The 25,907-nt window shown below is 37.1% G+C and carries 20 protein-coding genes and 18 tRNA genes; 32 read left to right on the top strand and 6 right to left on the bottom strand.

What is annotated here, in order from left to right; genetic code table 11:
- The first annotated feature begins 262 nt into the window (after positions 1 to 262).
- Positions 263 to 781, top strand: coding sequence for a disulfide bond formation protein B (locus R7P80_RS25240; protein WP_053319127.1), 519 nt, complete (start codon positions 263 to 265; stop codon positions 779 to 781).
- A 29-nt stretch (positions 782 to 810) separates the two neighbouring features.
- Here R7P80_RS25240 and R7P80_RS25235 read toward each other — a convergent pair whose 3' ends face one another.
- Together R7P80_RS25235 and R7P80_RS25230 are read right to left on the bottom strand one after the other, a co-directional pair.
- Positions 811 to 1,569, bottom strand: a complete 759-nt coding sequence (locus R7P80_RS25235) for a hypothetical protein (RefSeq protein WP_053319126.1) — start codon at positions 1,567 to 1,569, stop codon at positions 811 to 813.
- Between the two features lie 31 nt (positions 1,570 to 1,600).
- The gene (locus R7P80_RS25230) at positions 1,601 to 2,593 is read right to left on the bottom strand and encodes a hypothetical protein (protein WP_318096847.1); all 993 of its coding nucleotides are present in this window, start codon (positions 2,591 to 2,593) and stop codon (positions 1,601 to 1,603) included.
- 271 nt (positions 2,594 to 2,864) lie between these two features.
- On the opposite strand from R7P80_RS25230, the gene R7P80_RS25225 reads away from it, so the two are divergent.
- From R7P80_RS25225 to R7P80_RS25125, 21 genes are all read left to right on the top strand, one after another.
- Positions 2,865 to 4,241: a transposase gene (locus tag R7P80_RS25225; RefSeq protein WP_318096846.1), complete on the top strand. Its 1,377-nt coding sequence runs from the start codon at positions 2,865 to 2,867 to the stop codon at positions 4,239 to 4,241.
- A 160-nt stretch (positions 4,242 to 4,401) separates the two neighbouring features.
- On the top strand, positions 4,402 to 4,725 hold the full coding sequence (locus R7P80_RS25220) for a hypothetical protein (protein ID WP_020331782.1): 324 nt from the start codon (positions 4,402 to 4,404) through the stop codon (positions 4,723 to 4,725).
- 507 nt (positions 4,726 to 5,232) lie between these two features.
- Positions 5,233 to 5,310, top strand: a tRNA-Arg gene (locus R7P80_RS25215).
- Between the two features lie 237 nt (positions 5,311 to 5,547).
- A tRNA-Arg gene (locus R7P80_RS25210) sits at positions 5,548 to 5,623 on the top strand.
- 260 nt (positions 5,624 to 5,883) lie between these two features.
- Positions 5,884 to 5,960, top strand: a tRNA-Met gene (locus R7P80_RS25205).
- Positions 5,961 to 6,051: 91 nt separating this feature from the next.
- A tRNA-Arg gene (locus tag R7P80_RS25200) sits at positions 6,052 to 6,127 on the top strand.
- 76 nt (positions 6,128 to 6,203) lie between these two features.
- Positions 6,204 to 6,280, top strand: a tRNA-Met gene (locus R7P80_RS25195).
- A gap of 106 nt (positions 6,281 to 6,386) precedes the next feature.
- A tRNA-Met gene (locus R7P80_RS25190) sits at positions 6,387 to 6,463 on the top strand.
- A gap of 91 nt (positions 6,464 to 6,554) precedes the next feature.
- A tRNA-Arg gene (locus R7P80_RS25185) sits at positions 6,555 to 6,630 on the top strand.
- A gap of 446 nt (positions 6,631 to 7,076) precedes the next feature.
- A tRNA-Ser gene (locus R7P80_RS25180) sits at positions 7,077 to 7,169 on the top strand.
- Between the two features lie 5 nt (positions 7,170 to 7,174).
- Positions 7,175 to 7,249, top strand: a tRNA-Gly gene (locus R7P80_RS25175).
- A gap of 18 nt (positions 7,250 to 7,267) precedes the next feature.
- Positions 7,268 to 7,360 (top strand) — tRNA-Ser (locus tag R7P80_RS25170).
- 21 nt (positions 7,361 to 7,381) lie between these two features.
- Positions 7,382 to 7,474 (top strand) — tRNA-Ser (locus tag R7P80_RS25165).
- A 409-nt stretch (positions 7,475 to 7,883) separates the two neighbouring features.
- Positions 7,884 to 7,976, top strand: a tRNA-Ser gene (locus R7P80_RS25160).
- Positions 7,977 to 8,145: 169 nt separating this feature from the next.
- Positions 8,146 to 8,217, top strand: a tRNA-Lys gene (locus R7P80_RS25155).
- Between the two features lie 564 nt (positions 8,218 to 8,781).
- Positions 8,782 to 8,866 (top strand) — tRNA-Leu (locus tag R7P80_RS25150).
- 134 nt (positions 8,867 to 9,000) lie between these two features.
- A tRNA-Gly gene (locus tag R7P80_RS25145) sits at positions 9,001 to 9,075 on the top strand.
- A 277-nt stretch (positions 9,076 to 9,352) separates the two neighbouring features.
- Positions 9,353 to 9,428 (top strand) — tRNA-Asn (locus tag R7P80_RS25140).
- A 112-nt stretch (positions 9,429 to 9,540) separates the two neighbouring features.
- Positions 9,541 to 9,613, top strand: a tRNA-Lys gene (locus R7P80_RS25135).
- Between the two features lie 82 nt (positions 9,614 to 9,695).
- A tRNA-Asn gene (locus R7P80_RS25130) sits at positions 9,696 to 9,771 on the top strand.
- Between the two features lie 402 nt (positions 9,772 to 10,173).
- Entirely contained in the window at positions 10,174 to 11,265 is a 1,092-nt protein-coding gene (locus R7P80_RS25125; protein ID WP_020331781.1) for an AI-2E family transporter, read from the top strand.
- Between the two features lie 79 nt (positions 11,266 to 11,344).
- Here R7P80_RS25125 and R7P80_RS25120 read toward each other — a convergent pair whose 3' ends face one another.
- Positions 11,345 to 12,442, bottom strand: a complete 1,098-nt coding sequence (locus R7P80_RS25120; protein WP_318096845.1) for a GTPase — start codon at positions 12,440 to 12,442, stop codon at positions 11,345 to 11,347.
- A 318-nt stretch (positions 12,443 to 12,760) separates the two neighbouring features.
- Between R7P80_RS25120 and R7P80_RS25115 the strand changes: the two genes are divergently transcribed.
- The 9 genes from R7P80_RS25115 (at position 12,761) to R7P80_RS25075 (ending at position 22,215) form a co-directional block, all read left to right on the top strand.
- Positions 12,761 to 13,513, top strand: a complete 753-nt coding sequence (locus tag R7P80_RS25115; RefSeq protein WP_021486273.1) for a hypothetical protein — start codon at positions 12,761 to 12,763, stop codon at positions 13,511 to 13,513.
- Positions 13,510 to 15,492: a hypothetical protein gene (locus R7P80_RS25110; protein WP_318096844.1), complete on the top strand. Its 1,983-nt coding sequence runs from the start codon at positions 13,510 to 13,512 to the stop codon at positions 15,490 to 15,492. Before R7P80_RS25115 ends, R7P80_RS25110 begins: the two co-directional genes overlap by 4 nt.
- Before the next feature lie 53 nt (positions 15,493 to 15,545).
- A complete protein-coding gene (locus R7P80_RS25105; RefSeq protein WP_318096843.1) occupies positions 15,546 to 16,130 on the top strand; it encodes an RNA 2'-phosphotransferase in 585 nt (194 codons plus the stop codon).
- 95 nt (positions 16,131 to 16,225) lie between these two features.
- Positions 16,226 to 17,191, top strand: a complete 966-nt coding sequence (locus R7P80_RS25100; protein WP_318096842.1) for a hypothetical protein — start codon at positions 16,226 to 16,228, stop codon at positions 17,189 to 17,191.
- Positions 17,192 to 17,288: 97 nt separating this feature from the next.
- Positions 17,289 to 17,762, top strand: a complete 474-nt coding sequence (locus R7P80_RS25095; RefSeq protein WP_318096841.1) for a hypothetical protein — start codon at positions 17,289 to 17,291, stop codon at positions 17,760 to 17,762.
- Positions 17,763 to 17,776: 14 nt separating this feature from the next.
- A complete protein-coding gene (locus R7P80_RS25090) occupies positions 17,777 to 18,361 on the top strand; it encodes a hypothetical protein (RefSeq protein ID WP_318096840.1) in 585 nt (194 codons plus the stop codon).
- Positions 18,362 to 18,372: 11 nt separating this feature from the next.
- Positions 18,373 to 19,359, top strand: coding sequence for a hypothetical protein (locus R7P80_RS25085; protein ID WP_241620630.1), 987 nt, complete (start codon positions 18,373 to 18,375; stop codon positions 19,357 to 19,359).
- A gap of 15 nt (positions 19,360 to 19,374) precedes the next feature.
- On the top strand, positions 19,375 to 20,931 hold the full coding sequence (locus R7P80_RS25080) for a hypothetical protein (RefSeq protein ID WP_318096839.1): 1,557 nt from the start codon (positions 19,375 to 19,377) through the stop codon (positions 20,929 to 20,931).
- Positions 20,932 to 21,027: 96 nt separating this feature from the next.
- Complete coding sequence (locus R7P80_RS25075) at positions 21,028 to 22,215, top strand: hypothetical protein (protein WP_116921452.1); 1,188 nt, start codon at positions 21,028 to 21,030, stop codon at positions 22,213 to 22,215.
- Positions 22,216 to 22,273: 58 nt separating this feature from the next.
- Here R7P80_RS25075 and R7P80_RS25070 read toward each other — a convergent pair whose 3' ends face one another.
- Genes R7P80_RS25070 through R7P80_RS25060 form a run of 3 tightly spaced genes read right to left on the bottom strand, consistent with a single transcriptional unit; the run spans position 22,274 to position 24,498 of the window.
- On the bottom strand, positions 22,274 to 22,636 hold the full coding sequence (locus R7P80_RS25070) for a hypothetical protein (protein ID WP_045594296.1): 363 nt from the start codon (positions 22,634 to 22,636) through the stop codon (positions 22,274 to 22,276).
- Between the two features lie 23 nt (positions 22,637 to 22,659).
- On the bottom strand, positions 22,660 to 23,046 hold the full coding sequence (locus tag R7P80_RS25065; RefSeq protein ID WP_048516149.1) for a hypothetical protein: 387 nt from the start codon (positions 23,044 to 23,046) through the stop codon (positions 22,660 to 22,662).
- Between the two features lie 9 nt (positions 23,047 to 23,055).
- On the bottom strand, positions 23,056 to 24,498 hold the full coding sequence (locus R7P80_RS25060; protein WP_318096838.1) for a GTPase: 1,443 nt from the start codon (positions 24,496 to 24,498) through the stop codon (positions 23,056 to 23,058).
- Between the two features lie 406 nt (positions 24,499 to 24,904).
- On the opposite strand from R7P80_RS25060, the gene R7P80_RS25055 reads away from it, so the two are divergent.
- Complete coding sequence (locus tag R7P80_RS25055; RefSeq protein WP_241620622.1) at positions 24,905 to 25,903, top strand: DUF2333 family protein; 999 nt, start codon at positions 24,905 to 24,907, stop codon at positions 25,901 to 25,903.
- Positions 25,904 to 25,907: the final 4 nt, after the last annotated feature.

Here is a 25,907-nt window from a genome sequence, read left to right as displayed (position 1 = left end):
TGAGAGATTAAGTCTAGGCTATAGTAATCTATTTGTATATAGTATTTTCGTATAGTAGATTAGTGATGATTAAAAATGACTTTATTTATGCCACGAGATGCCATTTTTTATTCCTTAAATTATTACTATTTAATTTATTGATTAATGATTCTTGATTATTATACAGCATAAAAACTTAGCGGCAAAATCTTTTTGAAAGTTTTACCAATTTATGTAATGCTCCGTAATCAATAGCCCGAACTATAACACTAGGTTTAATCAAATGAAAAGTAAATTTATAGACTTAATTAAAAACAAACAGTTATTTGGATATTTTTTAATCGCAATTTCTTTGGGATCAGAAGCTTTAGCTCTCTTCATACAGTATGGTTTAGGATATCAGCCATGTTCTTTGTGTGTGTTGATGAGAAGCGCTGTAGCTCTTATGGGTATAGCAGGGTTAGTTCAAATTGTTTTACCTGATGGGAAGATTGACTGGTTCAAGAAGCCTCTTGTTTTCCTATCATCTGTAGCTTCAATCTACTGGATGCTTAGCTTTACTTATGAAGGTCTAATGATTGAAAAAGGCAAAATGATCGCAACTTGTTCAACATCATCACCATTCCCAAGCTTCCTTCCTCTGGACTCTATTTTTCCTTTTATATTTCAGCCTCATGGTATTTGTGGGGTTTCACCAACCCTGTTTGCTGACATCACACTGATGGAACTAAGTTTGTTTGGATTTATTGTAGTGGCATTACTAATGGCATTGCACTTCACATTCAATTTAATTAAGAAATAAAAAAGGGCGGTTTGTACCGCCCTTTTACTTTATTTGATGATATTCAAAATGTCTGCTTTTGACAGCTTAATGTTTACGCTTGAGTCTTCCAATAGTTTTTTAACTTCTTCGATAAAGTGATTCTTTAGATTTCTTTTCGAGATTTTAGTCTTTTTAACCATATCTAAAACAGTATCACCCACAAGCAATTCTTCAACTTGTTTTGATTTTTCATAAAGTTTATCAATTAATGAAAGATGCTTACTGACTGATTTTTCACCATCTTCAAAGCTTCGTTTAAGCGTTAAAGTAAGATAGTGCTTATCTAATAAGATATCAAACATAATAATTGCTTGCTTAATATCGATACCGATATCAAAACTTTCTGAGAATTGCTTCAAATCCGAAACAAGAGAATCTTTAATATCTTTTTGTTTAAGCTTCAGATCTTTGTAGTATGCATTAAGCTCTTGAGATGATTTTAGCTTATCCTTTTCCTCTAACAAGTATTTGAATTTTGCTGCGAACATTGCCATCTCATCAATAAAATGAGGAATTACGTTTTCATTACTTGCTAGGATGATAGAAGACTTAATGTCATTCACCGTACTACCGAAGGAAGATTGTAGTTTATATACTGGATCTGCCATAACCGAAATTTTTCTAAGCTTCTTATCATCATTAATTTTCGTCATTACAGACGGTGGATACACATCGATGAAGTCAAGCATAGCTTTGACGGTTTTATGGAAGTATGAATTTTCGATTTTTGATTGATTTGATTTTGTAATTTCAGCGTACTTTTTCATGATTTCACTTTAATTATTTAAGGGCTGAAAATCAGCCCAGTTTCAATAACACGTCTCTTAGCTTGTTGATGGCTTTTGACTCCGACTCACTTAAATTGAATCGGTTAGGTTCTTTACTAAACATAACGATGATTCGCTTTACTTCATCTCGTATCTGAGGGGTAATTTTTTCTAGCCTATCTTTAAGAGGCACCCATCTTTTTGAAGTCAAAATTTTTGCTAGTGCTTCCTTAATCATAACTTCTGACTGAATCTTATCCTTGATGAATTCTTTATCACCTAAGTACAAGTCAGCTATGGTGTATGATTGACGCTTTAACACCGTGTGTAATGCGTAGACAGCAACATCAATGCTTTTTCTGAAGTCTCCAGGAGTATAATCCTCGGGCATCAAATAGCCAAAGTACATTGATTGCTTAACATGATCTAGATAATCATCAGGGCTATCTAAAGAAAATAGCTGAATAAAATGATCCCTGAATGTTGAGCTTCCTGTACATCCACCAATTTCACCATAAAAAAGGATGGGTTTTGATACACCCCATTGCAAAGCAAGCTCATAATCTAGCTCACTCATCTCAGGCCAGCACAATGATAGTAGATCGTATTTGTCTTTATGGATTTCTACAATGTTTTTGGCACAGCTCTGCTCAACTTCAGTTACAGGTTTGTATGGGTTTATATCGCCAGCCAGAACCTCAACGCCGCGCTTTCTCAGTGCTTTTGCAAAGAATCCTCTTCCAGCTATTGGGTCTATAACTGAAAGCTCATTAAAGAACCTTACGAATAAATCAGCTCCCTCTAAAGAAATAGGCGCGTACATTCCAATCGATTGCAATTTTTCCGAGATTAACAGCGAACGAAGTGATTGAAAATGGTTGCTAATGAATTCTTCAGACAGCTTCCCGTCATCACTAAATCGCTTTTGTAGCTCATTCATTCCTACAAAATCACCCTGTTTTACGAATGATAGAATCTCATCAAATGAATCTAGAATTACTCCAGAATCAATCTTATCAATCAACTGCTGTACGTTTTCAGGTATCATTTAGCCTCCAAGTGTTGTTTGTAGTATACATTCATAGCATTAAGAGTCAACAATATTGATAACTATCATCTTTAATGGTATAAAGATTGAGCGAGAGTGAGCGCAATCCCCTTCCTTTAGGTAGGGGTGAGCGAACATGAAAACAAAACCAGATTATTTCTTGTTTTCACTAAAACCTTGTTGCCACAGAAAGTATCGCGTGATAATTTAAGGTTTTCATTAATCTAATGTTTTATCGGGATTTACCTTGGCAATATTAGGCTTTAGCTACAATATTTCTGATAAACTCAATCCAGAGCAAGCCACACTTTTTGCTCAGTGGATTGGTGTTGCAAATGTGATCCGTAATCAAAAGATTAACGAATACAAAACCTTTCTAAAAAACAAAACACCAGAGCTTATCGCTCAAGGTTACGCTTCAATCAAAAACAATCCTGAGCTTTTATTTTTAAAAGACATTCCAGTTCAACTTTTACGCAATGCCGCAAGTTTGGTTTTCTCTGATGCGGAAGCCGCGAGAAAAGGACTCAGAAAGTTTCCAAAAATTAAAAATAAGTTTAAAAAACGAAGTGTTGTTTTAACTAAAGAAATGTTCTTTGTTGAGCCTTTCGAGAATGGCTCTCGGATCGTGATTAACAATCATGCCAAAGCGAATCGAAGAATTATATTTTCTCTCACTGTTCCGCTTAAACCAGAACAGATCGGGAATCAAATCAGGATTTCAAGACAAGGTGCGAAATTCACTTTATCTGGTAGCTTTGATGATAGGGGTTTGGTTTTAGATGAAAAACAGATCCTTTCAGATTTGTCGCATTTATCTTATGAAGAGCTTGAACTTAAAACCACTGGTGTTGATAGGGGTGTTGCGCTTCACCTTTGTTCTAGTGATGGATTTTCAGTCGCTTACAGTCCTGAAGAAATAGCGCGTAGAAAGCGCAGAGCGAAAAAGATAGCGCATTATCAGCGCATCCTCGCTCGCAAGAAGCGATTAAACAAGAACAAAACTAAAGCTTGTGAAACGAATCAACAGCGCATTGTACAAGCCAGGATTAGTCGCATTCAAGCGAAAGAGTCCGATTGCCGAAACAATCATAATCACCAAATTTCAAAAGCGTTAGTCGAAAGTGCCAATCAAATTATTGGTCTGGAAGATCTGAATTTAACGGGCATGACAAAACGTGCCACACCTAAGAAAAAAGAAGATGGAAAAGGTTATGCCAGAAACCGAGCCAGAGCAAAAAGTGGTCTAAATCGATCACTGCTTGGCGTTGCGCTAGGTCAATTGGCTACTTACATCGCGTATAAAGCTCGTAAAGTGGGTAAGATTGCAATTAGCGAGTTGAATCCAGTGAATAGCTCAAAAGAGTGTGCTTGCTGTGGGAGCTTAAATACAGAGCGTCCAGATCAAGCGACTTTTATCTGTTTGTCATGTGGGAACAGAGATAATGCTGACTCAAATGCAGCTAACGTGCTAAAGAAACGACTGATACATTACATTAAAGAGAATACGTTTGCCAAAAGCAAAACTCGTAAAAGTATCGTAGCAAGAAAGAAAAAACTGGCTGACAGAACCGACACCAGTATAAAAACGAGAGACAAAGAAAGCGCGGTGCTAACGCTTTAGTGATGTTAGCCATAAGACCATATAACGATGGCACCTTTCGCCTGATATTTCATGTCAGAAATGTTTCTAACAGGATGAATATTTGGGCTTCGGCATCAATTATTCAGAAACCCAGCACTTTAGGGCTGGGAGGTTCATACAAATTAAAAGAGACTATCGAATGAAGAAAAAGATCATCATGTTCGATTTTGATCGAACGATCAGCCTAAACGTGTCCCTGTTCAAGTCGGTTATGAGAATTTTTAAAGATTCAGGTTTCGACATCATGATTTGTACTGCGCGTTCAGTTCACAGCGGTAATGATGACATCTTTGAGCACTTTCCTGAGGATATTGTTATCTTTTGTGAAGGGATGCAAAAGGAAGATTTCATTTTGCAGCATACAAGCATTTCGTTGGACGATATTGCCTTTTGGATTGATGATGATTGCTCTTCTGTGACACGCATTGAGGAAATTAGACGCCTATCTGAAACCGACCTTTAAAGAAACTCTTTTGAATGAAAATCTTTACATGGAAAAATCCAATCTATATAATTAAATAGTTGTATATAAATAATGAGAACAAAAAATGAAAACGTCAAAAGAATATGGTTCTCCCCATATGGAGACACCACAAGCTGAATGCCTACAGTCAGAATTCCTCTCAAAGATCTCTGACTTTGATGCTATTGAAACTTTCGAAACTCCAATCTTCTTATCCAGTCGAATATCCAGTTTATCTACTATAAGACGTAGGTAAGCTTCTCTGTGCGCATCTCTGCGCAATATTAAACAAATTTTGTATTAGCTTTCCTTTGTGACTATTTGATTTTTATAGTCCGATGATTGCATCTTAATCAAAAATCGTCTTAATTGGCGAGGGCTTTTATCGCCCATAAAAAACCAAAATAAGTGCATGATTTAATTGGATTTTTTTCAATTTAGTTGTTGACAGGCACTTAATATTCCCCATATACTGTAATCAACAAGAGGGCGAGAGCCTTCTGGTCTGGGGGTATAGCTCAACGGATTTAGAGTGTCGGTCTACGAAACCGAAGGTCACAGGTTCGAATCCTGTTACCCCTGCCAGGACACCCTAGCTTTAAATGTATTTATCAACACTTGAAGTACATTTAAAGGTAGAGTAGCCAAAATCATCAATATTGACTTCTTTCATTCTACTTATGGTTTTTCAATAACGTTAAGTGGTAACAGAGATTGAAATTTAGAATTGTTGATTTATTGAGCTTAAAACTTTGATTTAAAAAAAGATAAAATTTGTTATTGACATTCTAATTTGAATCATTAATATAAAGTCTCATCAGCGGGGGCGTAGCTCAGGGGATAGAGCAATGGTCTTCTAAACCATTGGTCGCTGGTTCGATTCCAGCCGCCTCTGCCATACTTAAGTGCTTTTTTAATGCCTTTAAAGCATTTAAGTATGGCTAACAAATATAAATAAAGAAACTAGCGGTAAGCTAATGAAAATTATAACTTTGTGTTTTTTAAGTTGATAGTTTTCTTACCTAATTTGCTTAATAATGTTTATCTTTATTCTTATGTTCGTTTTCTATAGTGGCTTTAGTCATCAAAACTTGTCAAAAAAAATTGGTTTTAGTTAGTTTTGATTTTAAGCTGTTATTTATTGTTATTTATCTAAATGGCTCGGTAGTTCAGTTGGTTAGAACGGAGAACTCATAATTCTTGTGTCGGGGGTTCAAGTCCCTCCCGAGCCACCAGATAAAATAATTGTAAGTTGTTGATTGAAAAACTCTTTTAAAAAACATCTTGACTAGTTAATTTGATTTGATAATATAAAGTCTCATCAGCGGGGGCGTAGCTCAGGGGATAGAGCAATGGTCTTCTAAACCATTGGTCGCTGGTTCGATTCCAGCCGCTTCTGCCATACTTAAGTGTTTTTTATAATACTTTAAAGCACTTAATTATGGCAAACCCATAGAATAATATTTTTTATAAGTAATTGGTCGATAGTTCAGTCGGTTAGAACGCAAAACTCATAATTTTGATGTCGGGAGTTCGAGTCTCCCTCGACCAACCATCTTAAATTTAATCTTAGAGGGTCTTCATTTAGAAGTTAGTTGCTTTTAATGTGGCTTTTGTTATCAATAAATAATCAAAGTCATATAAGATAATGTTTATTAAGCGGCTCGGTAGTTCAGTTGGTTAGAACGGAGAACTCATAATTCTTGTGTCGGGGGTTCAAGTCCCTCCCGAGCCACCAGATAAAATAATTGTAAGTTGTTGATTGAAAAACTCTTTTAAAAAACATCTTGACTAGTTAATTTGATTTGATAATATAAAGTCTCATCAGCGGGGGCGTAGCTCAGGGGATAGAGCAATGGTCTTCTAAACCATTGGTCGCTGGTTCGATTCCAGCCGCCTCTGCCATACTTAAGTGTTCTAAAATGTAAGTTTCAGTGCATTTAATTATGGTAAGCATATAAATCATAGTTTTTGTTCTTTAAAAAATTGGCTTTCTTATTTTAGCTGTTGATTTTCAGCAGCTTATGCATAATGGCTCTCAAGGTAACAATCGCCTACCTACAATTTATTTGTAGACAATGACCAATTTGAGAGTGGTGTAGCGGCGATTGAACCAGTTCAAATCTGGTCATTATGCAAACATGACGGCTCGTAGATGTGTAAATGGGTTGAGTTCGCCGTCCTATCTCAACTCGAAGTGGCTGTTTGATCGATGTTTCGGTCTTTCAGCATACTTCTAAATTCATGTTCGTGAATTTAGAAATGTGCTGAATGTGGTCTGGTTAAGTTACAAGAAACGGTAAGACACTTTGACTTGTAAAATCCCAGTAACCGTAATTCAGCCTAAATCTGGAGAAATGGCCGAGAGGCTGAAGGCGCTCCCCTGCTAAGGGAGTATGTGGTTTATAGCCGCATCGAGGGTTCGAACCCCTCTTTCTCCGCCAGTTTTGCGGTTGTCGTATAATGGCTATTACCTCTGCCTTCCAAGCAGATGATGCGAGTTCGATTCTCGCTAACCGCTCCAGTTGGTTGTTACTGTAATGGTGAGATGGCTGAGAGGCTGAAAGCGCTCCCCTGCTAAGGGAGTATGTGGTTTGTAGCCGCATCGAGGGTTCGAATCCCTCTCTCACCGCCAGTAACCTTATAAGATTTTTAAGGTGAGTTGTCCGAGAGGCTGAAGGAGTGCGCCTGGAAAGCGCATATATAGTTTATAGCTGTATCGAGGGTTCGAACCCCTCACTCACCGCCACAATATGCGAAAAGTATTGATACATAATTCCTATGGATTTGTGTTGTAGCACTCTACTTTTCTCATGCGGGTATCGTTAAATACCCGCACCAATTTCGCGACAATGTCGCTAAAAGAATGTCTGATTGCTCCACTTCGGTGATTTGACGGATGAAGCTGTAAGAGCATCTAAGGCTTCCGACTCATAATGGTATGCGCGGTGTCCTCTTCTACCGCAAAAGGGCTTATGAGGCTAAACAGAGGTCGTGTGTTAGGGACACACAAGTATTGGGTATAACCATGATTCCCTCCCTTGGAACATAACCATACCGCGAGTACTAAACTTATTTTGTGCTGAATGGGCAGTACTTACACTGGATATGACTTTAACTCTCGCCCTTGAGTAAGACTTTATCACGAGTGTAAAAACGGAGAGATGGCTGAGAGGTTGAAAGCGCTCCCCTGCTAAGGGAGTATGTAGTTTATAGCTGCATCGAGGGTTCGAACCCCTCTCTCTCCGCCACTTTTTACGCAAGGCATTCGGGGTTGCTTGCTTAATCCTCCCGACCACCCTAGAAAGCTTACTCGCTAGGGATCTATGGGAAAGAGAAGGCTCTAGCCAAAGAGCTTGTTTGGCTTCAATTAAGTTGTTAGTGAACAGCTATCTCTAGATAGCTTCTCAGTAACAATTTCCTCGTTTAGCTCAGTTGGTAGAGCGCCTTAATCCTTTTAAGGGGTCGCAGGTTCAAGTCCAGCAACGAGGCTGATTTCAAGGTTGCCGCAGAAGACGTGAGTTGCGGTTAAAGCCCAAAAAATTTGGGAGTTTAAGGGGTGATGCCGATACATTCACCCGACCTTGTTCCAAACATTGAGAGATAGCCCCCAGCTCCACCTAGTCAGTGGATCTCTCAATTAGATTAGTGTGAGTTGTAAGTTAAAATGGCTAGACCTGGGGGAGTGTGCTGACGACTTTAAGCTTTACGGTTCGATTCCGACGCTTACACTAATTGGTTGCATCACATTCTCAAATCGATACTATTTATTTGAGAATTAAGTGTGTTGTTTATCTTTAAAGAAATCGGAACTCAAATGAGTGCTAAAGCCTGGCGGATAAGGCAAAGATTGAAAGCTAGATCTGTAAACCGTCTAAATTATAATGGATAAGGTGATTAGATATTAGAATTGGTTGATGTCCAATTCTCAGTAATATCAGCATAGACTGCTTGCATACCGTTAAGTCAAGCACAGCCAAGCACATAAAAAAAACAGTCCTCCATCGACTGGTGTTTGATTACTGGTAGAGCATTAGGTATTTAAACTATTTATTTGCGCGAGTGATGAAATTGGTAGACATTGGGGATTTAAAATCCCCTGCCTTTTGGCGTGCGGGTTCGAGTCCCGCCTCGCGCACCAACACTAAACTTACACAGTGTTATTAAAAGGGTAGACCTTTTTAATAAGATTGTGGGGATGAAACTCTGTTTGACAGCTCTGTTAAGATTAACATCTGAGTGGGTTCGATTCCTACTCATCCCACCAGCTTTTACGCGTACATCGTATAACGGCTATTACCCCTGCCTTCCAAGCAGGTGATGCGAGTTCGATTCTCGCTGTACGCTCCAGTTTTTAAAGAATAAACGTCAAGATACCCCATCTTTGATGGTTTGGATGCAGGTGTAAGGTATCAGCAAGCCTGCCGACCCATACAGGAATTCGTAGTGTCCTTTCCCTACTACTAAACGGCGTATGGGGCTAAGAGAAGGTTCTGTCTCAATAGGCAGAGATACTGGAAGCTATTTTTGTTTCACGAGTATCGAGCTGTATTCTGACAATGTATAGAGGTGTTGGTATTTAGTTGCGTTATTGTCATGCATCTAATATCACGAACACTACAAATTTGCTCCTTTAGTTCAGTTGGTAGAACGGCGGACTGTTAATCCGTATGTCGCAAGTTCGAGTCTTGCAAGGAGCGCCAGTATCATGCGGTTTTTTATAAACTATTAAACCGCTTGTCCTGTAAGTTAATCTCTTACACATGGTAAGTTCAATGGCTTGTAGTGGATTGGACATATAGTCGCGAATCCATCACCTCTTTAATTCAGTCGGTAGAATGGCGGACTTTTAATCCGAGGGTCGCTGGTTCGATTCCAGCAAGAGGTGATTTAACCTGCTCGTTAATCGCTTACAGATGGTAAGTGCAATGGCTTGTAGAGGGTTGGACACATAGTCGTGAACCCACTCCGCTCCTTTAGTTCAGTTGGTAGAACGGCGGACTGTTAATCCGTATGTCGCAAGTTCGAGTCTTGCAAGGAGCGCCATTTTTAGAATGCATCCAATTTTAAGGATGCATTTCAGAATCTCGCAAAGTAAGTCTCACAATCATTTCGTTGAATGATCTTAATTCGAATGGTTGGTAAGGTTGGTGTTTTAGAGGCTGCTATGTATTTGTTAGGGATACCTGAGAGATCATAAGGTATCAGGGTTGATTTACGCGATTTCAGCCCATGTTAAATCATGCCTAGCAAATATGTTTTGAGTTCAATCCTCTGCTTTGCGAACCAATTTAAGAAAGCCAATTTTTTAGAGTCTACCTCATATCAAAGCCTCTAAGCCTGCAATCATTAAAAGCTATCACAGAGCGCTTTTTATTTGGGTATTGGTAAAATATGTTTTCGTGATGGTTTTTATTTTATTAATCAATAAATTTAAGAAATAAAATCATGAATGAAAACGTAACTCCTATAGAAGAACAGCAGCATCCTGTTCCTCAGCCTCTACAACCTGTAGAAAGCGAAACTCCAGAGAAGAAACCACCAACAAAAAAGTCAATCTCAGTAATTAAAGATTACTCAAATCCTTTACTGATTATGGCTTCCGTAATTATTATTATCGCTGGTCTTAAAGAAGCCCAAGACATACTTGCTCCTTTACTCTTGGCGGTTTTCCTTGCTGTGCTTTGCAATCCTATTGTGGACAAAATGGAATCCTACAAGATCCCAAGAACGTTAGCTTCTTTAGTAACTGTAGTTCTGCTAGGTTACAGCGTTTACATGATTGGTGATGTTGTCGCATCTTCATCTAAAAGCTTTATCAAAGACATGAACTCTTCAGTCATGGTTCTCATCGAGAAGATTAATGAATTTAGTGGAGATAATGAATCTTTAATCAAAAGCAAATTAAGCAGTATTAATCCTGGTTCATTTATCAATTCAGGTTTCGCTGTACTAAATACGATTAAAAGTTCGATTTCGTTTACGTTCGTAGTTGCCTTTACAACATTCCTTGCTCTTTGCGAAGGTAAATCATGGCAGAAAAAAATTACTGCGTTTTTTGGAACGAGCAAACTCTCAGATGGTACTTCAAAGCAAATCCAGACATATATTTACGTTAAGTTTCTGGCAAGTTTTGCAACAGGCTTTATCATTGCAACAGCACTATACTTCATCGGTCATAAATACTGGCTACTTTGGGGTATTATTGCTACTACATTGAATTTTATCCCTAATATCGGAAGCATATTAGCCGCAATCCCTGCTCTAATCGTTTCTATGGCGACTATGGGGTTAGTCCCTACCCTTGGCACTCTAGCGGTCTATGTATCTGTGAACGTTGTAATAGGGAGCTATTTAGAGCCTAAAATCATAGGTGATAAACTAGGTCTTTCGACTTTGATTGTATTCTTATCAATGATTGCATTTGGCAAGATCTTTGGGATGGTTGGGATGTTCTTAAGCGTTCCAATAATTGTAGCTATCAAGATTGCACTAGATGTGATCAAGCCAGACAACAAGATAAGCCTACTTCTTAAATAATCCATAAACATAAAAAGAAAAAGAGGATATTGTCTATCCTCTTTTTTTATGAAGCGAAGTCTTAATAACCTTATCTTATTTAAGATGTTTTTACGCCTTTCTTCGAATCAAATGCTTCTTTAAAAACTTTTTGAAGCTCATCTGAATTAACCGCTACACCCTTCTTCTTGTAACACATGTACAAGCAAGCTGCTTTACCTAATGCGAATGTTGCTGCGAATCCAACAGAGGCAGAGATAGCCGCTCCCGCTGTTTGACCGTAAACAGGTATGAACTTTGTCGCTTGACGGATAAGAAAGCTTGCACCAAATTGAATAGCGATTGTCGTACCAAGACTACCTGTGAACTCCAGGAACTCTTTCTTGTTCCACTCAAGATCCAGCTTTGCGGCTAAGTCATATAACATCTTCCCCTGAATTGTTGGTACAGTAAAAGCACCAGCAACTGGAATCGCATCTGCTGCGCCAGCAGCTAAAGAATACCAAATGATGTCTTTCTTAAGCCTGCTGTAGGCAAAATTATCCTCCTCATCATCAGCAAAGAATAGGGCTTCAGAAACTAGAGGGAGTTCATCAACTAACAATTGATTAAGTGCATCAATATTTTCTAGTGAGTCGAAATCGACATGCGTTGATTTAAAATTTGAACCCCACACCTTCTCAACTTCACTGTTTTGAAGAGTGATCATCCGATTTCTATCTTCTTCTGATAACTGAGAGCAGAAAGTGTGTATGACAATTAGATGATTAGTAAGAATCTTTTTGGACTTGGATTTCTTTACTTTCTTAAGGGATGATAGAACATCCTTCTGCGATGGATCGTCTAGTCGCATCACAAGCAAAATCACGTTGCTATCTATTGATAAATGTTCAATATCCTCAGTTGGATCATAGCTTGCTTCGCATAGCCCTCTTGTATCCAAAAAGCTTACAATTGGCTTATCAGATGGAAAAGGGGAGATAGACGACACTTTAGTACATGGCATAAATCCATTACCAACTTCGACATCATCTTGTTTGGTTATGTACTTTACTAGCGAGGATTTTCCCGCTCCTGTTTTTCCAAAAAGCCATAGCGTTGGAACTATGTCTTTCAACTTGTCGTTAGCTTTTATGATTTCCTCATCTTTCGATGGGGTTATGAAATCATAAAGTGATTTTTTTAAGCTATTAAACACGAAACCACCCTTCTAAATCAGCTTGCGCCTAAACCAATAAGAATTCCCAAAATAGTGCCGATAACAATACCATATATCAAAATCCTAGTATTGTTTTTATGAAACTCTTTTCGTGTCATTTCCATTACTTTATTTCCACTCGTTAATTAATTAGTTTTTATTTGTTAATCGAATTGTATCATATAGAAGCCCGATGTATCGGGCAATAACCCAACTGTTTTCTTTTACTTCAATGTGACATAAATCTTCTTGCTACCGCTATGATTTTCATTGACTGACAACTCTATTTTTGTATAATTAAGCAAAATGGAGAAAATTATGAATAACAACATTGCTATTGCTTTCGATTTTGCGGGTGTCTTAGACGTTCAAGATTCATTCAAAATTTGCGACTCAAACCTCAACGAGCGCGTTATGAAACAAACCGACCCTGTCAAAGCTTATAAACTGCTAAACTTGATTTATAAGTATCAGTTAAAGTTCTTTTGCATTTCCACACTGGAAAAGTATGGTGCTAATGTTGTTACCGCTCTTATTCGAAGCATGAGAAATTCTGATGATGAGAATATCTCTATTTTCGCAGAAGAGTTTAGAAAGCCATTTGCTCGAAAAAACCAGCTAAGAGGTAGTTCTAACTGGAATACTAAGAATTCATCAATTGCTGAACGTATTCAGTCTCACAATTTGAGTGCTGTTGTTACCATTGAGGACGATGAGCACATTGATAGCGAGTACAACCCTGTAATGGTGTACAGTCGCAATGGTCTAGACGATATGCATTTAGCTAAAGTTGAGGACAAAATCATCAAGCTGATTTTGGGAATGGACTATATCTCACCAGAGGAAAAGTGGAACTCTGAGGCAGATCAATACAACCAATGGCGAGAACTCGATTTATCCGAGCGCACAACCTTGTTTGATAGTATGATTGATTCCTTAGACAGTAAGATTCAGTGTATTTCTGAGGAAGAAACAAACTCAAATCCTCCACACCTAGTCGCTTTGAAAACTCTCAAGCAAAGACTGGCAAGCGAAAGAAATGAAATCCTGAACACAGAGGACGCGGTATGAGCATCAAGGAATCAATTTTTGAAACATTAAAGTTGTTTGAGGAATTATCGAAAATTCCATTCTCTAAGATTTTTGATGACTCCGTATCCTTCCTTGGAAAACATCAGCACGACAACCTTATTCTTGCTAGCAAGCTTGATGATGGGTTATTTATCATGGGTATTAACAGTTACTTCAAATCTTATAGTGAAGTAACCACCTTTGCACTTAATGAATTCCTTGAAAACAATGATGCATACGCTCGAATCGATAAACATAAAAAGCTCAATCTTGATATTAAATCATTAATGGAACATGGTTCCGTAGCTGCTCAGCTAGAAAATATTTCATCAGTTATTGCGAACTTTTCTGATCGAAACCTAACCTGTGAAGAGCAAGAGTCTATCAAGAACGATGTTTGGGAGTCTTTTGTCAGAGGCTACGATTTCATTCGCAATTTGAAGCGAAGAAAAATCGGGAATATTAATGAGAATAGTGTTTTCACATCTAAGTTTGATCGACGAATTTACTTTGTTGAGTCAGAAGCTCATGTTCTTGATTTGGCACATCATGCCAAGCCTGGATTATATACAATTGCAGTCATTGACAATGACAACCCATCAGCCTGTCACTTCAATTTAGTCATTAAAACTTGTGATGGCGCAGTAATTATTAATGATTCTGAGCGAAAGGCATACGAAGATCAGGAGCGCAGAACGGACAGAGAAAATGTACAAAGGATCAACAAGTCTCTTTTTCCTTATTCCGTATTCGCGCTTACAGCATCACCAAGCGGCAAACACCTTATGTTCAGTGAGACAAGCAAGTCCACTTCTCTAACTCATTATGACGGTATCGATGACTCTAGCAGTGTTATCGTTAATATTCGTGAGATCAAGGAACTTCCATTTTCTGAGTTATGCGAACTTTCAGTCTTATACGCCTCCATTGCTCTAGACTGGAAAAGTTTCATCGATGCAGAAGAGCTAATTTATGGACATGAAATCTCATTCTCTGTTGAAAGCAATACAATGCCTGTGGTGTTTAAAGGAAGTGAGAAACAATTCAATTTACCTAAGACCCCAAGCCGTGAAGATTTTTATTCTTCTAGCCGTGATAGCAGCGACTACGCCTCTTCTGTTACCAAGTTATCTGGCACAGATTACAACTCATATTTTGAGAGTGTTTTCAGTGAAGAAGTGAGCAAGGTTCAGATTCTGCCTAGCAATTTAGCCTTAGAGCATAAAAGTAAGCCGACATCCAAAAACATCATCACCATTCCAGAAGATGTTGTCGGTTCTCCTGAAAAAATTATTGCAGATACTGTCTTCCAGGCTCGAAGTCAGCAAGCTAAAAATCTCAGTAAAAAAATCGACAACTATTTTGAAGAACATTTTGATGATATGGCAAAATGGATTGTTGAACGCATCGATACAGATAAACTTATTCAACGAGCCTGTGCTAAGTTAGCGCTCCCACAACCAGACAACTGTCCTGAGTGGATGAAAACTCAAGAGTTTGAGAGTAAAACGGCTAGATATGGCACGAACTCATACCATGTTAAAGGTAAATACACTCGCAGGGAGTCTGATACGTACCGACCTCGATACCCTATTTATCTGAACAAAACTAAGCCCAACTTAAAAGAATCAGGAATGGTCGATTTATTGTGTGTTGAGTGCAACAATTTCGCTAATTTCTTTGTTGAATACATCATCACAGATGCATACGATATTTCGTTCTTAACAAATACACCTGTTGACGAACTACCATTTCATTTAAAAGAGTTTGGTGTTGTTCGATATACTGGTAATAGTCTACTGTATCGCGTAGACCCGATTGAAAGTATGGATCATAGATTCCAGAACCATCAACTAGATTTACGCCTAATGATTGGATTTAGCCTTAAAGGATTGAATGCTGTAAGAGAGCAGAACGGACATTCAAAACTTAGCAGGACAGAAGCTGAAGAAATGTTTGGCGAGCGTTATAGTTATTAATAAAATACATGAGCCGTTGTTTACAACGGCTCTTTCATTTTGACGGATTAGATATGAAACAAGACATCACAGAATCAAGGGTTAAAGAACTGTGTCAAATTAGCCAATTCCTATGTTTTCTGTTGAGACATAAACCTCAAGCTGCAAACCTCAATATGGATACCAATGGTTGGGTTGCTGTTGATCAGCTAATCTCGAACATTTCTGAAGCTAAGAAAACAAAACTGAGCTTCGAAGAGCTGAAATTTATAGTGGAATCTGATGAAGAGGGACGTTACACATTTAATAGTGAAAATAGCGCTATTCGATGCCAGCAAGGTCATTCTCTTGACTGGGTTAATATTCAGTACGAAAGCTATTCACCGAATAGCGACTTGTACCACGGAACGAAGAGTGAATCAGTTGCCTCAATTCTTTTAAATGGCTTGTTTGGTCGCAAACGAAACTATGTGCATCTTTCAGTTAACATTCAAAAAGCAACAAGAGTAGGAAAACGCCACTCTAAAGAGAAAAAGCCTGTCATTCTTGTGATCGATAAAAATGCTCCTGTAGACTTTAAGATTTCTGACAACGGAGTCATTCTGGTCGATTTTGTTCCCCCTCAATACATTTCAATTTTAAAAGAAGACAAGGATTAACATTCACTCATAAAAAAGCATCGTTAATCAACTTATTGTTATGATTTATCGATTTTTGATATAATAGTGACCAAAACCACATAAGAATAAGAACAATGTTATCTGAATACATAGCAACCATAATGATTGATGCTGCCACCTCTATACTATTCAAAGAGTATCAAAGTGAAATTGAAGCAAAGAAAGGCTTTAAAATCACTACAAGAGTTGGTAGTGGTCATAGAACCAAGTGCTCTCTAAAAGGCTATAATGGCTACCTTAAGATCACCTATCAAATAGGTAAGAAGATAATTGAAAGCAAGCAAACAAGCTATTTGGAACTTTCTAAGTGGCGTTCATCCAGCGAAATCGTTTCTAAACACAAATTTTTTGATGGCAATCTTACAGTGCAAACCTCACTTGCGCATACGGTGCTTCACGAATTTGCTCACCTATTAGACATCATAAGAAACTTTACTTATGACCCAAATCGCAAGCGGAACAATGTTCATGGCGCTGTTTTTATTTCAATTCTAGAAGAACTGAGACAAAAAGGTCTTGATAAGAAAGTTTATGATCAGCTTATGCTAGATCCATTATTCAGATCGCTTGAGATTCAGGACACAAGCAATATTCCAGCTAAAACCTATTCACAGGAAAATGTCTCTAAAGGTTCATTCTACAAGGTGATCATTGAAGACAGAATCGGAACCTTTAAAGTTCTTAACACAAACCGAAAAACGGTTAGTGGAATACTTAGTTATGACGGTTCTGAATTCATACAAGGTAAAATTGGATACGCACTTATATTGTCTGATCTTGATATCAATGAAGTCTCTATCACTTTCCCGTCAGCCCTGATTCAAGAAGGCTCAATCAAGAAAGGAAGCTTGTTCCAGGTTAAGCATGATGGCAAGTTTTACATGGGTAAAGTTACCAGCAAGAGAAATGGAACAATCAGCATGTTGGTTACAAATAATTGTGAAAACTTCTATAAAATGAAGGTTCACTCTGCTCTACTTCAACCACTAGGTGAAGAAACTAAACACATCAATCCACACTGCCTATCTCGATTCAATTAAAGGTAGTAATCCACTATCAAACAAAGCCTTTTTAATTGACCGTTACTTTTTATTATGTATAATAAATGTAATTAAAAATAAATTAAAAGGGCTGTTCATGTCTTTAGAATCAAATACAAAAGAAGAAAAATCACTTCTTGATAGAATTAATGCTAAATCAATTGAGGGTGAAAAGGACTCCGATTCTGAACCGAGAATTGCATTCTATGTTGGTTTAGACTCTCACGTAAGTGCTCATACGGTTAAAGCCATTTTAAGTAGTGAGAGATTTTCTAACTCTATCGTTTTAGCCCATTCAGAAGATGTCGTTAAGTTGAGTCATGAAGGCATTAAGGCACATGATGTTGAGCTTTATAAAGACACTGACGAACTGTCCATCTTCTCTTTGCGAAATATTGAATGCCGCGATCCACTAGAGCATGAGTTATTAAAGCTAAAAAGAGATCTATGTAGACCACCTAACTTTAATCTACAGCCTAAGAAAGTAGATTTAGATTACGGAAATACCTACCCTGGTATGTCAAAGAAAAAAGGCGGTCATCGCCATCAATTCATCAGAAAATTGAAATAATTAAAGTAAACACCATGAATATTAAAGAATTAAATGAAAAACTAATTAACTTGATGATTGTGTTTAGCCTTGAGTCCGAAGATGATAACAGGATTCGTCGTCTTAGCACTGCGTATTCTATGCTTGTAAACAAAGCAAATTACTCTGGCGAAACACATCACTCATTAGCTGACATTGACCGAATCTTATCTTCAGGAGAGAACAAATCTTTCTTTGAATATTGTGTAGAACATGGGTTTAATATTGATATTAATGAAGGCGCACTAATGCCTCTTGATAAAGAATATTTTGAGACTTGTCCGCATAACATCTCGACACTGTTAACCACTGAGCAATTTGAGTCACTACTCCCTCATAAAGAACAAGCTATATGGGATACCGAAAAGGTCTTTCTCCCTGTATCAGAATGGGATGAGGATTATGGTGATTGTTTATTTTTCAGACTAGAAGCTGGTGAACCACCAGCCGTTACAAGTCCAATTTCTTCTGATTGGGATGCAGATTATTTTACGCATTTCATGCGATTACCAAAAGAGCTTTCTTTTACCACTAACCACCGAGAAGCCTGCATCAAAAGCGGTATCCCTACTACTATTTAAGGATAATTATTATGCTAAAAAGTATTTCTGTTAGAAACTTTATGGGGATTCAGGGGCTGCTTAGATTCGATACTACGAAAAGTGATGACCTTGAACTTTCTGTAATCAATGGATGTCCTGGTTCTGGTAAGACAAGCCTTTGTCTTGCAATGCTAGATCCTATCAACCATCTGTCTATGTATGAGAATAATAGACCAATGAATGGCAGAGAGATTCCATACATCAACATTTACTCAGAGCAAGGTTTGGCTGAGTTTCGATTTGAGTATGATATTGATGGGTGTAAGGTCTACTATGGTTACGGTAAAACAAATAAAAATGGCGTTGTTTGGGAAGAGCTTCATATAAACGGCGAAGTCATGACTAGGATTGATCGTAGAGATAGTCATATTGCAGAGATTAACCTGCCTGGTGCTGAGACATTACGCAGAAATCTTGAGACTAACCAGACTATCAGCGTTGTTCGTTATGTAAAATCTAATTCTGTATTGGATCGCAATTCAAAGGTCACTGAAATTTTCCTAAAGTTTTGTGATTTTAACGAACATGTATATTTCAGCAGCCCTGCTTACCTAACGCATTCTGCTCGTAGTGATAACTCTTACATACTTAGTAATAATGCGAAATACATCCATCAACATCAACTCACAGACCAGTTAAATAAGTACTTTCGCGATCTCGGCTTGAATCTTTGCCTGTTTACACAAGAAGAATGGGGCAATGCCACCATTAAGGTTAAAAGGGAAGGAAAAACGTTCAGCGCTAACTTTGCACTTACGGAGAGTCAGATTATGCTTATTGATTTTTTCGTTGCGATACACAAATCAGAACAGTGTTCTTTGGTGATTATTGATGATGTATCTAAAGTTGCTGGAGTAGAGTTTGAAAGAAAAATCTCACAATACATTATTAATAATTGCAAATCACAAATTGTGTTAACTGATATCTCTAAAGAAATTAATAAACTTAATAAAATAGAACCATTTACATTTAAATAAATAGTAGTGCTAATAATGAACAAATCAAAAATAAAAGCGTTTTTAAATCGCATTGATAAACCTAAGCATCCTTCATCATCTAGGTTTTTTGCATATATACTTCTTATTATGGGGGTCTTTGCATTGAATTGGGTTAGTAATCTAAATATGCTTGAAGATGAAATATTTGATAAAATAAATGCCCGTCCAAGCGATATTTTTTCACATTTATATTTCTTTCCTGCGGTAATGATAACTATTTCAATTTCAAAAATTATAAACTCTTATGATAAATATACAGATAAAATTTTCAATTTCGAGAAGAAGCTTGTAGAAACATTGAATTTAGTGAGAATAAAAGTTAAGAATGAGTATGCATTGATTTTAATTGATATAGCTTCATTTTTATTTTGTATGTTCTCAGTTATTTTCTTTGCATTTAGCATAAGCTACAGTTTTGTAACTATTTCCGAGTTTTCAAAATTATTCGAATTTGGTAGCCACTATGGTTTCAAGGACGATTTATTTAACTCTTCAATATCTCTTTTGCTCTCATATTTATTTTTGAACTTAATTTTTGTTAAGCCTGTAGAGAAAGAAGATAAAGATACTAAAAAAATACCATATTCAGTTATCTTTGGAATGATAATCCCGTCTCTAATCTTTATGCTTCCATTCACTCCTGGCTTTTCTGAAAATATAATTAATCAGGATGAATTTACAAGTAGCCATTTTTCAGAAATGAAATTTTATATGACTATGATGTTAGGTTTGCTCACAATAGCTATATTTCTATCAATCATATTTGACGAAAAGCCAAAGATTGATTGGAAAAAGGCAATTTTCGCATCTGCAACATCATACACTTTGATTTTATTAGTTGTATTTTCAATCAATAACTCTGTAATAGATGAAATGTTCGATAAATCAAAGTACGAGAGGACAATATCAATTAATAATAAAGAATTTACATATAAACCTGGTAACGTAGCACTAAAAGAAAATGACTTCTTTTTCGCGCTTGAAGCCTATGATAAAAACGGACTACTTTTTATTAATGCGATAGATGGAATGATTTATTATTCAAAAAACCATGAGGATGAAACCATTAGAGCAATTGGTAAATTAGCACAAAGACGCTACCAATTGATTGAGGATAATAAAGAATTTATTGAAAAAACCAGCGCCAACAATCTCAAGTTGGGTGATTTTATTACCTTATATATCGCCAAAATCGAAGTTCAGAAACAAGTTTATGATGAGAACTTAGTATATAACCTTGCTTCTATCGGCAAATACCAAGAAGCAGCCGATATTTATCTAAACAAACTAATGAACTCTGAGATGAAGTTTGTACCTATAGAAGGAAAAGAAGTAAAGTACCTTACTGGACGATTTGAACTACCTTCTATGATGGCACTGATCATAGCATCAGGAAAAGCGAGTCTTGATACAAGCAAAATCCAGGATCAAGAGACGAAAGAAAAGTGGGAAAAAGAACTTAACCGAGTGAGTGAAATACATAACGGCAAAAAACCGTCACATATTAGGTTAACCCCTGAAGAAGCAGAAGAAATAAGAAGCTGGTTCTGAGAACATCGTGTCATCCCCGCTGCTAAGCGGGGTTTTTATTTGTTGTATAAAAGCACTGTGATATAATAAGAAAAATATAAACTCAAAGGAATCCACATGAGAGCACCAATTTTATCTTATGCAAGATTAAAAGACTCAATTTTGGCGGTTGAAAAAAACGGGGGTACTGTTTTTAGCAACTTTCTTGGCAAATATGGTCAAGAACTAACCATTGAAATCTTCAAAGAAAATGAACAAGTAAGGTTTGGTTTTAATAGACCCGCAACCGAATATTATGAAATGACAGACTTCAATGTTCCTCATTTGCAATATCTTTTCGATAAAGATGAGTGTTTCCCATCTGAATTCTTAGCACATGAGCTTGCAGAAGCCATTATCACTATCACTGACAGACAAACTGGTGAAAATCTTACTGCTTTATTCGATATCGATTCAGAGAAAGTTATCATTCCAGAAAGCCAAGAGATTTTGAGCCTCGCAGCAACTGAAAGCAAATACAAAATTCAAATTCCTGAACATGATTTGAGCATGTATGAGAAAGCTAACTCATTCTCAGAATCCCAATTCTGGAATGTAATTAATTCTATTGAAGACAAAAGTAAGAGCAACCTTGGACATGAAGGGTATCTCATTGAAAAATCAATGTCAGATCCAGAGATGCATGGTTTTAATTTACGAGCAAGAAAGCTAGTACGCGAGCTTATGGATCATCTTAATGATGAGTACGATATCTTAGATATCGCTCATACAAACAGGTTAGCAAATCACGTTGTAATGCTAGGAAAAGATGAGTACTACAGTGTCATTAATGGTAAGGATATTCTAGAAGTTGTCGGAAGCGATCTTAACTCCACAATGTCAGTAGATCAGTTAAATATTCCTTACACTCTACAATCATCATACCCGTATCAGCCTAAATTATCTGTTTCATCTCCAAAGCTCTATGCGCAAAAAGAAGCTGGTAGACTTTTAAGCTATCTAAGAGATATCGATTATAAAGCTCTAGAAGCTGAGACAGGGATTAACACGGATAAAGTCAAGGCAACCACCTCTAATGCAATTGCAAGGCTTGAGTGCGTTCTGAAGGGTGATTTTGATACAGCTATTAAAGGCTGGTCACATCAACAATACGAAAACTTATTGTTCCCAAGTATCAACATCCCAATGAAAACACACGAAACCGATCCTATCATTGGAGCATCAGTTTCTAATCTTATGAAAGACTTTGTTCTATGCAATGCAAAAACCATCCACCGAGATAGAGATTCTACACTTAGCATGTAGCACCTACATAATAAAAGGAGTCATGATGACTCCTTTTTTATAACTCATAAGCTATACTTTAAGCAATTTGAAAGCCCATTTTTTGAGCTTCTATTTTGATTCTCTCAATAAACTCGATATCAATATTGATGTAGCAGATCACATGCTTTTCAACATCCTCGTAGGTCTCTAGGCTTCTTAACCAATCAACAGTAAATGAATATGACTCTGCAAGCATTACTTGATATTTAACACCATCTACTGGGAATACACTTACAAAAAATCTTGCTGTCTTATAACTTTTGCTAAACTCAGAAAAAAGAACTACTGGAAATTCAATCTCTTTCGCTTCAGGGAATTTCTCAAGTATCGCTTCATTAAGCTTTTCCTGGTAAAAACGTGTTAAGTTTGATTCCAAATCCGATAAATCTAATCTTCTCATTTCTATTCCCTATAACTTATTGACTAGCATTTTATTGAAAGAACAACAGAATCAATACCTTCACTAATCTCTGTGCAATTGAAGATTTCCATGTATTTTTTACGATCTTCTTCTAAATGAAGATTTAGTCTTAAGTGTTTATGCTTTTCTTTTTTGCGCTTTGAGTTCGTGCTGTATATTTGCAAACCTTTCTTCTTGTACTCTTCTCTATCTCTAGAGACAGAGTATGGTTCAAATGACTCTTCTTCTTTATGGAAAGGATACCAAGTAAAACTGTTTGCAATTGCCCCAATGATATGACCATTCCGTCTAGCATAAGATTGACCACGGATGAACATGTCTCCATTAGCCATGATTTTTAGATCACCATCAGATGGCTTTCTCTCACTGTGTTTGTAGTAAATAATCATGTTTCACTTCTACTTTATTACAATTTTTAATGATTTAACCAGTGCGTTTTTCAACCGTTTAGCTTCACTTTTCATTGATTCAATGGTTGATGTATCAAATCGTCTACGATTGAATTGAACATGTAATGCCTGGTCGCACCCTGCTATGAATCGTGACTTCAGTTCTTCATACCCTGTTTCTGAGGATTGTACTAAGCAATATTCATCAATAACGCTCAAACTCTCAAATACAGACTTATTGTATTCAAGTGCAGCATCTTCATTACCCTTAACCATGTCGGCATGTGTTATTGCCATAATGCATACAGGTTTTTTCTTTTTAGGGTTCGCTTCGTAATAATTATGCACTCTACTGATCAATTCAATATCATTGTTTTTAGAAGGCTTATTTGCTTTAACAGCAAATATTACAATGTCGCTTTTTGAAATTTCTTTAAGCGTTAATTCAAATTGATTTTCACTTCCATCAATACCTTGACTATCAACCAGAGTAAAATCTACTTCATTGTTTTTGTATTGATAGGCTGTAAACTTATCAGTCGTAGGTAAGACCGACACTTCCGACATTACCTTTCCTAATAATCCATTAATAATACTGGATTTTCCAGAGCTAATCTCACCTACAACTGAAACTCTAATCGGTTCAATTTTGAACTTGCTAATTGACTCTTTATCTTTCTTACTTGTTTCGCTTACTGAAGTATACAATTTGGAATCGTATTTTTTACCATAGAGATCAATCGCTACTGTCGCGACTTCCTGATATAGAATTTTAAGTAAATGAACTCGCAAATCATCATTAAACTTATCGTAGATTTCAGAGGTAATCATTCCTCTCAGTTCTGAAATCAAACCTGTAGGAGTCGTTACTCGATATGCGCGATAAATATTCCATAGAATATTTGCCGTATCTTTATGATCATAACAAGTTTTCAGAGTCGAAACTTTCACGCTATCAACGAAAGGTATGTTTTCGAGAAGATGCTCTCGGTATTTTTTAGATACCTCTTCTAACATGATCAGAAATTCTGGCGCGGTAAAGGCAAGTTCACCATTGAATCTTGAGTTGGAACAACGGTTAGCTATCAAAGTAACAATTGAGAGCGTGTTTGCCTTAATACCCTCAATTGATGGCTCTTTCTCAAGATAGGTATCAATCAATTGATTGGCTTCTATCCAAGCATCTAGCTCTACTTGGTTCCAATTGCTGGATGGTTCAAGCCCATTAAGGTCTGCTTCACCTGCTTCACCTAACCTGCTTTCGTTTGCTCTTATTCTCTTCTTTTCAAAAATTACTAATGCTATAGAAGTAATAATTGCAGTAGCAATTAGATAGATGACGAAATCCAGTAATAGGTTTTGCTGAAAGATTGCGTAAGATCCGAATCCAAGTATCCCTAATGTAGGGAAAGCTAGGTAAGCCAAACCAAATCTAGTGAATATTTTTTTCATGTTAACCTCTTGTAATTTTGCACAATATAAGCACATAACTATTGACTTATCAATTTTTATTTGTATTATTAAAGGCGAGTTCAAGTTACCCAAAACGCGACTTGACTCAAAATCCTCACAGAGGCTAACGTCACGGCGGTAAGACAAGGGTTTGAATGAGTACTCGAAAACCGCCCCTAATTCAACACAACTCTTCCTCACAAAACTCATCCCTTCTTAATCAAAGGCAGGGAGCAAACAATCAATCTCAATTAACCAAATAAAACATCAGCATAGCTGATGAACATCGATCCTTTTCTTTTCTATAATTTTGAATTTTTACTTTACTTTTAAATTGAAGTGTATAAGATCCATAACAACTAAATCAAAATAGTACACACAATTAATTAAATTAAAGGATCATTTAATGACTCAACCAAAAAAGTCTTATAAAAGTAAACTAATCCTGTCTGCTATAGCTGCATCTGTCATAGCGGTTACTGGTTATGTACATGTGATAAGCAACACACCAGACATAAAACAAACAAAAGAAATTCTTAAAATTCAGCAAATTAAGAACTCAGATCAAGTGGTTGGTGACGCATTCACTGCTACTAACATTCAGTTAATCGAAACACTTCTCAATAAAACTGGCGGTTTTACATCGAACGATCTTCTTGTTAAGGCAAAGGTATTCGATAACATGCCGAACTGGGAAGAAGGCGTGATCGGAATGGTAAAGGACTCTGTTCTTACTCTTGAAAAAGAGTTCAGCCGTTCTCAATCGCAAGATCTGAAAGACAAAAAACTATCAGAAGCGTTTTCTTCGATCAGCTATTCTCCGACTAGCTGGTGGTTCCCATCATCAGAAGATCAATACAAGAAAGCTTCTAAAGCTCTAGGTGATTACCTTTCTCGCATCTCTGATCCAAAAGATAAAAATGCTCAGTTCTATGCTCGTGCTGATAACCTTCGCGCATGGTTAGATTTGGTATCAAACTCACTTGGTAGTTACAGCCAACGACTATCGGCATCAGTAGAACAGGAACGTTTTAATACTGACCTTTCTAATGACAAAGCTGCTGTACAATCTACTTACAGTGATCAGAAGGTTGTAGCTAAAACCCCTTGGCTGGAAATTGATGATGTGTATTGGGAAGCTCGCGGTGCTTCATGGGCGCTAATTCAACTTCTATACGCAGTAGAAGACGATTTCGGTACGGTTCTGAAAGATAAAAACGCTGTAGCCAGCTTGAAGCAGATCATTCGAGATCTTGAAGATACACAGAAAACTCGCTACTGGCCTGTTGTCCTGAATGGTTCACCATTCGGCGTGACTGCAAACCACTCACTAGGTATGGCTAACTACATTAGCCGTGCGAACAACGGCATCATTGAGCTGATCCGTCTCCTAGAACGTGGTTAATAGC

Origin of the sequence: Vibrio sp. 2092 (assembly GCF_033339635.1) — a bacterium.
Classification (GTDB): domain Bacteria; phylum Pseudomonadota; class Gammaproteobacteria; order Enterobacterales; family Vibrionaceae; genus Vibrio; species Vibrio alginolyticus.
Note: the sequence above shows the minus strand (reverse complement) of the source record. Positions and strands in the feature narration are given on the sequence as shown.

Coding starts and splice junctions, on each gene's coding strand:
- R7P80_RS25085 (WP_241620630.1), top strand. CDS start 18,373: ATGCTAAAAAGTATTTCTGTTAGAAACTTTATGGGGATTCAGGGGCTG.
- R7P80_RS25090 (WP_318096840.1), top strand. CDS start 17,777: ATGAATATTAAAGAATTAAATGAAAAACTAATTAACTTGATGATTGTG.
- R7P80_RS25110 (WP_318096844.1), top strand. CDS start 13,510: ATGAGCATCAAGGAATCAATTTTTGAAACATTAAAGTTGTTTGAGGAA.
- R7P80_RS25235 (WP_053319126.1), bottom strand. CDS start 1,569: ATGAAAAAGTACGCTGAAATTACAAAATCAAATCAATCAAAAATCGAA.
- R7P80_RS25080 (WP_318096839.1), top strand. CDS start 19,375: ATGAACAAATCAAAAATAAAAGCGTTTTTAAATCGCATTGATAAACCT.
- R7P80_RS25220 (WP_020331782.1), top strand. CDS start 4,402: ATGAAGAAAAAGATCATCATGTTCGATTTTGATCGAACGATCAGCCTA.
- R7P80_RS25115 (WP_021486273.1), top strand. CDS start 12,761: ATGAATAACAACATTGCTATTGCTTTCGATTTTGCGGGTGTCTTAGAC.
- R7P80_RS25075 (WP_116921452.1), top strand. CDS start 21,028: ATGAGAGCACCAATTTTATCTTATGCAAGATTAAAAGACTCAATTTTG.
- R7P80_RS25070 (WP_045594296.1), bottom strand. CDS start 22,636: ATGAGAAGATTAGATTTATCGGATTTGGAATCAAACTTAACACGTTTT.
- R7P80_RS25105 (WP_318096843.1), top strand. CDS start 15,546: ATGAAACAAGACATCACAGAATCAAGGGTTAAAGAACTGTGTCAAATT.
- R7P80_RS25095 (WP_318096841.1), top strand. CDS start 17,289: ATGTCTTTAGAATCAAATACAAAAGAAGAAAAATCACTTCTTGATAGA.
- R7P80_RS25240 (WP_053319127.1), top strand. CDS start 263: ATGAAAAGTAAATTTATAGACTTAATTAAAAACAAACAGTTATTTGGA.
- R7P80_RS25055 (WP_241620622.1), top strand. CDS start 24,905: ATGACTCAACCAAAAAAGTCTTATAAAAGTAAACTAATCCTGTCTGCT.
- R7P80_RS25065 (WP_048516149.1), bottom strand. CDS start 23,046: ATGATTATTTACTACAAACACAGTGAGAGAAAGCCATCTGATGGTGAT.
- R7P80_RS25060 (WP_318096838.1), bottom strand. CDS start 24,498: ATGAAAAAAATATTCACTAGATTTGGTTTGGCTTACCTAGCTTTCCCT.
- R7P80_RS25100 (WP_318096842.1), top strand. CDS start 16,226: ATGTTATCTGAATACATAGCAACCATAATGATTGATGCTGCCACCTCT.
- R7P80_RS25125 (WP_020331781.1), top strand. CDS start 10,174: ATGAATGAAAACGTAACTCCTATAGAAGAACAGCAGCATCCTGTTCCT.